At 43.5% G+C, this 8,147-nt stretch carries 7 protein-coding genes; all 7 read right to left on the minus strand.

Annotation, left to right across the window (positions count from 1 at the left end; all coding sequences use genetic code 11):
* Positions 1-151: 151 nt before the first annotated feature.
* Positions 152-1,906 (minus strand): anti-phage dCTP deaminase, encoded by a 1,755-nt coding sequence (locus J7438_RS24175; protein ID WP_286196895.1) that lies wholly within the window; start codon positions 1,904-1,906, stop codon positions 152-154.
* 286 nt (positions 1,907-2,192) lie between these two features.
* Positions 2,193-3,290 carry a dTDP-glucose 4,6-dehydratase gene (gene rfbB / locus J7438_RS24180; protein ID WP_209278618.1) on the minus strand — a complete coding sequence of 366 codons (1,098 nt, stop codon included), beginning with the start codon at positions 3,288-3,290 and terminating at the stop codon, positions 2,193-2,195.
* A gap of 70 nt (positions 3,291-3,360) precedes the next feature.
* Complete coding sequence (rfbD, locus tag J7438_RS24185) at positions 3,361-4,242, minus strand: dTDP-4-dehydrorhamnose reductase (RefSeq protein WP_209278619.1); 882 nt, start codon at positions 4,240-4,242, stop codon at positions 3,361-3,363.
* Positions 4,239-4,805, minus strand: a complete 567-nt coding sequence (gene rfbC, locus J7438_RS24190) for a dTDP-4-dehydrorhamnose 3,5-epimerase (RefSeq protein WP_209278620.1) — start codon at positions 4,803-4,805, stop codon at positions 4,239-4,241. The genes rfbD and rfbC overlap by 4 nt, the downstream gene beginning before the upstream one ends.
* Positions 4,802-5,701: a glucose-1-phosphate thymidylyltransferase RfbA gene (rfbA, locus tag J7438_RS24195; RefSeq protein ID WP_209278621.1), complete on the minus strand. Its 900-nt coding sequence runs from the start codon at positions 5,699-5,701 to the stop codon at positions 4,802-4,804. Before rfbA ends, rfbC begins: the two co-directional genes overlap by 4 nt.
* Positions 5,702-5,786: 85 nt before the next feature.
* Positions 5,787-6,857: a DUF1972 domain-containing protein gene (locus J7438_RS24200; protein WP_209278622.1), complete on the minus strand. Its 1,071-nt coding sequence runs from the start codon at positions 6,855-6,857 to the stop codon at positions 5,787-5,789.
* Positions 6,844-7,962, minus strand: coding sequence for a glycosyltransferase family 4 protein (locus J7438_RS24205; RefSeq protein ID WP_209278623.1), 1,119 nt, complete (start codon positions 7,960-7,962; stop codon positions 6,844-6,846). The genes J7438_RS24200 and J7438_RS24205 overlap by 14 nt, the downstream gene beginning before the upstream one ends.
* Between the last annotated feature and the right edge of the window lie 185 nt (positions 7,963-8,147).

Consider the following 8,147-nt stretch of genomic DNA (forward strand, 5'->3'; position numbering starts at 1 on the left):
GGCCAGAGGCATTGAGACCTCACCCCAAAGGCCGGTCTCTTTATTAAGAGAATGGAAGCATTACTCTTTAGTCATGATGGAAAACTTATCCTTGCAAAGCGGGGCGGACCATATATGACCCCGGTTTTTTGACCCCGGTTTTTGATTTTTGTTATGAAAAGGTACCTATGTAGTTAAGTTCATCCTTGTAGGCAATTATTGGTTCATAAAGTTGATGATAACCACTGCCAACGGCACCTGAAAACTGTATTAAGTTTGGTCTTCTATTACCAATACTTAATATATGATCTATTGCAATGCCAGGATAAGGGTCAATGAAAACTATATCTTGTATACCTAACTGGTAAGCTTTCTTTGCACATAGTTCACAAGGGCTTGCTGTTGTAAATAACTTACCGCCATTGATACCAGTGCTTCCATACTTTGACAGTTGTAAAAAAGCATTTTCTTCTGCATGTAATGAACGAGTGTGTACTTGATTTCCTTTATCGTCTATTTTGTTTTTCATATCCTTAAAACAATATGACAAGTTTTTTCCTGCCAAAGCTTCTTGGTTTTCAATTGCAGCAAGCTGTATTTTTGCTTCTGTTCTAAATTTAAGATCATTCCTTTCATATTGACTATATGTGATTTCATCAAAACCATATATTAACCCATTCAAAGATCTAAGGTTACATGGGACTTGCCCTTTCGCAACATCGTTCCAGCCAATGGCTTTTATAGAGTAATCTGAGTCTGTTACAACAGCACCAACTTGTCTAGATATACAGCCTGAGTTGCTTTTTGCAGTGTATGCAATTTGCATCACTCGTTCTATCGACGTTGGAGTGACCAAACCGGGATGAAGCATCAAAGCAAAATACCAGGCTAACTGAGATTTTAATATATTATGGTTGTCGATCTCATTTCTTGGGTTGAAAAGATGGACATCGGAAATCTCAATGCAACGCTTTACATTTTGACTTACGAAATCTGAATTATCTATTTGGGTTTTACCCGACTCTCTTCTTTCTAAATTATCGATATCGTCGACTGAGAGCTTATGAATATGTTGAAGGTATGTTTTTCTATCTTCATTTGGAGCATTAATTGATATTAGATAAAATGCGGCATACCTTTCTTTGAAAAATTTGGCTTCGTATGGATTTCTGATTGCATCAATAACGATAAATGCCTTATCTTTTATTTTTCTTATTACCTTAATAATTCTATTAATGGTTTCAGGTAGGTGAAAAACTGATTCGGGATTAAAATCGGTGTTTTTGTAACTTGCCTGTACTTTTCCTATTCTCCTTATAGAGTTTCCCGCAGATTGATATACTCTGATATAAAGTTCGTTATCAAGCTCTTTTAGCTCAGATTTAAAATCCTCTGTAAATTTCCTGGTAAGTCTCATGAATGAAAGAAATTTACTTAATTCATACTTATCTAAATTATCATTGTTTTCATGGTGTATTAATTTTCTTAACAACCTGTCAAACTTCTTGTTTAGATAGTTTTTTGAAAAGCTTCCTTTTTCTAGCTTTTCTTTTATATCAGTTTTTTTAATTTTTATTTTACTTGTTATTGTTGTTGACGCTTCCTCAATGAAATTAACTGCCTCATTTATACCTAATAATAAAATATAAGCAGATATTAGATCACTGACTTTTATTGAATAGAACGGTGAAAACTTCTCTTCCGAAAAACTGGAAAGTATTTCGTATCTATTTACATTAAGACCATTGTAAAATTCATGGCCATTATAATTAATTTCTGTAACTTTTGGGAAATTAGGATTTTGACTCTCTAGAATGTTTGCTGCAGTTGTACAGCCTGATCCAGTTCTGCCAGTTAAGCCAATTAATACAAACTTACCCCTTTCCATGAATAAGTTCGAAATCATCTTATTACTAGTATTTGACAATTATTCCTCTCCTTAAATGATATCGCTTTTAACCGAGGCCTCACGCCCCACCCCAGTTTTATATTCATCTTGCTGCCAATTCTGGCGTGCCTAAGTATCGAAATACCTGTTTGGCAATGCTTTTGTCAGGGTAGAATTACCACTCAGGTGACAGGTGCTGTAGGCAGTGCCTTGAAACCTTGCTCAGCTCTGACCTCTTGAATTAATTCAATATTAAAACCTAACTGGGTATTCCGGAAGCATTTGGCGGCTGATTCAAATAATCCAAGAAATCTTTATAAGCTCCTCAGCTACTATACTGCCGCCTCACCCAATCCTGATAACTCCCATCCATAACCCCCCGCCACCAGACTTCATTATCCAGATACCAGCGCAACGTCTTTCGAATGCCCGTCTCAAAAGACTCCGCAGGTTCATACCCTAATTCCCGGCGAGACTTAGCCGCATCAATCGCATAACGCCGATCATGCCCCGGCCGATCCTTCACAAAAGTAATCAACTCTTCAGCAACACCCGCAGCCGCTTTAGTGGCATTGGGGAAACGTTTAGCCAGCTCACCATCAGCCGCAAACGCCTCATTCACCAACTGGCAAACCAGCTTAACAATATCGATATTCTGCCACTCATTATGCCCACCGATATTGTAGTTCTCCCCCACCTTGCCGTTATTCAACACCAGCTCAATCCCCCGGGCATGGTCTTCAACAAACAGCCAGTCCCGCACCTGTTTACCATCGCCGTATATCGGTAACGGCTTGTCTTCCAGAATATTGGTAATCACCAGCGGAATCAGCTTTTCCGGGAAATGGTAAGGCCCATAATTGTTAGAGCAATTACTGATGGTAGTCTGCAACCCATAGGTTTCCTGATAAGCCCGAACCAGATGATCACTGGAAGCCTTGCTCGCCGCATAGGGCGAATTCGGCGCATAAGCCGTGGTTTCGGTAAACGGCGGATCATTCTCCGCCAGCGTGCCGTAAACCTCATCGGTAGAAACGTGGTGGAAACGATGGTCGGCAACACCAGCATCCAGCCAAACCTGCCTGGCCGCTTTCAATAAACTGTGGGTACCGAGAATATTGGTTTCTAAAAAGGCATCCGGCTCCGTGATGGAACGGTCCACATGGGACTCCGCCGCAAAATGCACAATAGTATTAATGCCATGATGCCTAAGCAGTTCCGCAACCAGGTCAGTATGTAAAATATCACCGTGGACAAACTCAAAATTAGCCAGCCCGTTCACCGGCTCAAGGTTTGCCAGGTTACCCGCATAGGTCAGGGCATCCAGCACCAGCACTTTATAATCGGGATATCGGTTCAGCCAGTAATGAACAAAATTGGCACCGATAAAACCGGCACCACCAGTCACCAGAAGAGATTTCATGGAAAGTTCCAGAAGAAGAAAGCAAAACAAAAAAGCGGGAAAAGAAAATCAGGGAGGGAATTAACTAACGTCAGCCACAAAGCTCTGCCAGCATACTGCGCAACGCTACCCGCCAATGGACTTTGGGCGCCGCCAGTTCTGTCCATGAAGACGTTTTATCCAGAACACTATAGGCTGGCCGTTTGGCTGGCGTCGGGTAGTCAATGGTCTCAATAGGGTTCACCGGAATCGCTTTATCCAGCAATCCCAGTTGCAGCGCCTCTTCCTGAATCGCCACGGCAAAGTCATACCAGCTGGCCACACCGGCATCGGTATAATGATGCACAGCTGTTTGTACGCTGCCTTCCAGCAAATGGACAGCACCCTTCCACACACATTGCGCCAGGTGATTAGCCCAGGTCGGTGAGCCCACCTGGTCAGCCACCACGCCCAGCTGTTCCTTTTCCTGCATCAGCCGGAGCATGGATTTGAGAAAATTATGACCGTGGGCGGAATAAACCCAGGCGGTGCGAATAATCAGGCTGCTCTGTGGCAATAGTTCACGGACATGGTTCTCACCCTCCAGCTTGGTGTGACCGTACACACTGAGCGGCAAGGGCTGATCATCCGCACGGTAGGGGGTGGATTGACCACCACTAAAGACAAAATCAGTAGACACCTGCACCATGGGGATCTTGCTGGCGGCACAGGCTTTGGCCAACAGCTGCGCACCGGTGGCATTGACTGCCCGTGCGGTATCCACATCCATCTCTGCCTTGTCAACCGCCGTATACGCCGCCGCATTGATCACTACGGCAGGCATCGACTTTCTGAAAAAAGCCTGAATGGCGGCCTTACTGGTGATATCCAGATCCCGGTAGTCGGTACAGAATAATGTGGCAAACTCCGGCGCTGTTCTCTGCAGTTCGTAGCCCAGCTGGCCATCGGCACCGGTGATTAATACATGGGTCATGGAGCGTAGTCCCCGTTGACAAAGCCACCGGCTGCCTGCAACCGGACACCAGCCTGATCTTTTGCCGAGAGTTGTGGCGCTACACCATCAACCAGGGGCCAGTCAATCGCCAGGTCGGGGTCATCCCAACGGATGCTGACCTCATGCTCTGGCGCATAGTAGTCAGTGCACTTGTAAATAAAATGGGCCGTGGCACTGATCACATAAAACCCATGGGCAAAGCCTGCCGGTACCCAGAACATGCGCTTGTTCTCACCGGAAAGAGCAAGCCCGAAATGCTGGCCAAAGGTTTCGGAATCTTTACGAAGGTCCACCGCTACATCATAAACTTCACCCCCAATCACCCGCACCAGCTTGCCCTGGGTGCATTGCTTTTGAAAATGTAGGCCTCGGAGAATGCCCCGGGCAGAAAAGCTATGGTTATCCTGAACAAACCCTGTGGGCAAACCCAGCTCGGCAAATGCCCGCTCCTGGTAGGTTTCCATAAAGAAGCCACGGTCATCGCCAAAGACTTTGGGTTCGATAATTAACAGGTCTTTAATGGGCGTTTCGATAATATTCATAGTGGATACACCTCAGTAATCACCTGCAACAGGTACTCTCCATAACCGCTTTTACGCAGTGGCGCGGCAGTCTCCATTACCTGTTCGGCGGTGATCCATCCCTGACGGAAGGCGATTTCCTCTGGGCAGGCAATTTTAAGGCCGGTACGTTCTTCGACGGTTTGGATAAAACTGGCGGCATCCAGCAGGCTGCCGTGGGTGCCGGTATCCAGCCAGCAGGTGCCTCGGCTTAACTTTTCGACGTAGAGTTCATCTCGTTGCAGGTAGCAATCGATGACTGAGGTGATTTCCAGTTCGCCTCGTGCAGAAGGTTTTACATCCCGGGCGAACATGGCTACTTTTTTATCGAAGAAGTAGAGGCCGGTTACTGCGTAGGGTGACGTTGGGTTTTCTGGTTTTTCTTCGATGGATATTACTTTTCCTGTGTCGTCAAACTCAACTACGCCGTAGGCTGATGGGTTTTTAACGTGGTAGCAGAATACTGTGGCTCCGTCTTTGCGCTTATCGGCAGACTGCAGCATGTGGGCGAAGTTGAAGCCGTAGAACAGGTTGTCACCCAGTACCATGGCGCATTCATGGCCATCGATAAAATCGGCGCCGATGGTGAAGGCTTGGGCTAAGCCTTTTGGCTCCTCCTGAACCGCATATTCAAAATGAATTCCCCATTGGTGGCCATCGCCCAGTAGCTCTTTGAAGCGTGGTTGTTCTGCTGGTGTGGTGATAATCAGGGTTTCGCGGATGCCCGCCAGCATCAGGGTGGAGATGGGGTAGTAGATCATCGGTTTATCATAAACCGGCATCAGCTGTTTACTGACTGCCTGGGTTAATGGATAAAGACGGGTACCGGACCCGCCAGCCAGAATAATTCCTTTTCGGGTGGTTGAGTGTTTATTCATGCGTAGGGTTTAACCTGATAACAAAGAGAAAAGCAAAAATAGGAGGGGGCGCGCTATGGTAATGCTGGAAATTAGAGGGAATTAATCATTTGCTACAAATAACATCTAGATATTGGTTAGCAACAATCTCCCAAGTGTAACGGCGCTGCGCAATTTCAAGCATAATGGCTCCAGGGTTTCCGCTTGTTGCAGATAACCGGTCTGTAGCTGCAATCAGCTCTTCTGCATTACGAAAATAAATAGCCTTGTCTTCGGTAGTCGCCCGGTTGTAGTTACAGTCAAAGGCAATCAACGGTTTGGCAAAATGCATAATCTCAACCAGTGAAGGATTCGTACCCCCGGCAGAGTGGCCATGAATGTAATAGCTGCATCGGGCTCGTAGCTTGAATAATTGTTCTACATCATAGATGGGGTCAATTAACTCAATATTTGAATAGTCAGAGTATTGAAGTTTTAGTGACTTGCCATAGTCACTGTTATTCCAGTTACCCACAAATTTAAGAGGCTTGCCAGACTGGGCAAAAGCCTCCAGGGCAATATGTACATTATTTTCAGGTTCAATCCGGCACAGGGAGAAAGCATAACCTTCATCGGGTTCTCTTGATAAACGGTCTGCTACATTAGCAACGGCATGGTCGCCACCATAGGCAATCACTACCGAATCTACCCCATATTCCTGTTTTACGTAGTCGGCAATGGCTTGGTTATCGGCGATAACGACATCCGAATAGCGGACTGCTAATTTTTCAGAGAGTTTCAGGAATGATTTGGCTAGGGTATTCCATTTATCACGTTTCCATTCCAGGCCGTCGATATTGGTGATAATTTTATGTTTATAAAAAAGGCGGAGGATGGGGAGGATAATACAGCCGGAAACTCCCAAAACTAAAAGGGTCTTGGATTTTCTGATAAAAACAGCATGAATCAACGAGCAGATGTCATAAATAATACTGCTGACACCATTGGCATTGAATGGGATGTAATGGAGAGTGGCATTTTTGTATGTTGCCTTTTTCTCTTTGTAGGTTTTGGAAGAGCAGTAGACTTCGTAGGTGGTGTTGTTGCGACGGTGGTTAACCAGGTTTTCAACTAGTGTTTCGAAGCCTCCGTAGCAGGCTGGGAGGCCGACGGTGCCAATAATGTTAACAAGGCTCATTTTGGAAAATTTCTAATATGGATGATTTGAACTTTGAAGGTGAAAAGAACTTTGATTTCTCTTTTGCACTTAATGCCATGGATGACCAAAAAGGGAAATTATCTGATAAAAAATTCAACTTTTCACAAATAAGGTTAGTGTTCTTAGAGTCTATGCAGTAGCCATTTATTTCATGATCGACTATTTCAACAGGCCCACCAATGGTAGGTGAAACTACAGGGCAATAACAAGCCATTCCTTCTAAAAGGGTTAGTCCAAATGTTTCAATCCAGCGATCTTTGTCAGATAAGTTGAGAACGCAAAAGGCATCTTGATAATAGGTAATAATTTTATTTGGCCTTGAAATTACATCTAGATTCTTTGGGAGTACAATACCAGAAAAATAATTGGCCACAGCATTATCATCATCATTGACAATTAACTTGAATTTCAATCTTGAGTCATTTAATTGCTTAGCAATGGTGAGAAACTCTGGAATCCCCTTGTAATCCTTGAGAGAACAGGCCATAACTACCTGACCATTGTCCCATTTTTTATGCAGCCTGTTCTCATCACAAAAAAAATCAAAATAATCAGGGCTTACTGAATTGTAAATAATGTGATTTTTTACCTTATTGGAGAAAGGCTCTAATTTACTTAGGAAGCGTGAAACATAAATGATTTCAGTAGCACAATGAGATATAATAAACCTCAGCATTTTTTTTAAAGGCAATGGTGATATTGATGTTTCGTGAACATACACAATAGATTTTACCTTAAGCAGCTTGGATACTAAAAGAGCTCCAAAAGGTAGCATTGTGTTAACAACAATGACAGGTGTATTAGTTAATCGAGTTCCTCTAATGATTTTTAGAAGCTTAAAAAATAAACAGAACTGACTTAAGGTGTAATAAAATAAAGTGCCAATTTTGTTTTCCCCACGCCGATAGAAATAAGATCGTTTTTCATAATTTAGATCCGATAGAAAGCCATGACTAGCATTACCTAAAATAATAGAAAAAGAACAATTATTTTCATGAAGATAAGATGCTACATCCGATAAAACTTTTGGGCTACCACTATAGTCGTCATAAAGATGTACAAGTAAAAAATGTTGAGCACTCATACGGAGCCTGTAATTAATTATTGATATCAAAACTGCTAGAAAACCAATTATTTAATACTATAACGTGAGTTCGACGCAAAAAAGACAAGGAGCCCCTGATCAATAGCTATCTTTCGGATACCAGACCATAGACAGCTAACCGGAGGCTCCATGTCTATGACTAGTGTATTCTGTGATATTGATGA

This window comes from Thalassotalea sp. G20_0 (assembly GCF_017744175.1).
Taxonomy (GTDB): domain Bacteria; phylum Pseudomonadota; class Gammaproteobacteria; order Pseudomonadales; family Endozoicomonadaceae; genus Endozoicomonas.

What these genes read in the sequence shown, in the direction of transcription:
- rfbA (WP_209278621.1), bottom strand. Translation starts at nt 5,701, where the DNA reads ATGAATAAACACTCAACCACCCGAAAAGGAATTATTCTGGCTGGCGGG.
- J7438_RS24205 (WP_209278623.1), bottom strand. Translation starts at nt 7,962, where the DNA reads ATGAGTGCTCAACATTTTTTACTTGTACATCTTTATGACGACTATAGT.
- rfbD (WP_209278619.1), bottom strand. Translation starts at nt 4,242, where the DNA reads ATGACCCATGTATTAATCACCGGTGCCGATGGCCAGCTGGGCTACGAA.
- J7438_RS24200 (WP_209278622.1), bottom strand. Translation starts at nt 6,857, where the DNA reads ATGAGCCTTGTTAACATTATTGGCACCGTCGGCCTCCCAGCCTGCTAC.
- rfbC (WP_209278620.1), bottom strand. Translation starts at nt 4,805, where the DNA reads ATGAATATTATCGAAACGCCCATTAAAGACCTGTTAATTATCGAACCC.
- rfbB (WP_209278618.1), bottom strand. Translation starts at nt 3,290, where the DNA reads ATGAAATCTCTTCTGGTGACTGGTGGTGCCGGTTTTATCGGTGCCAAT.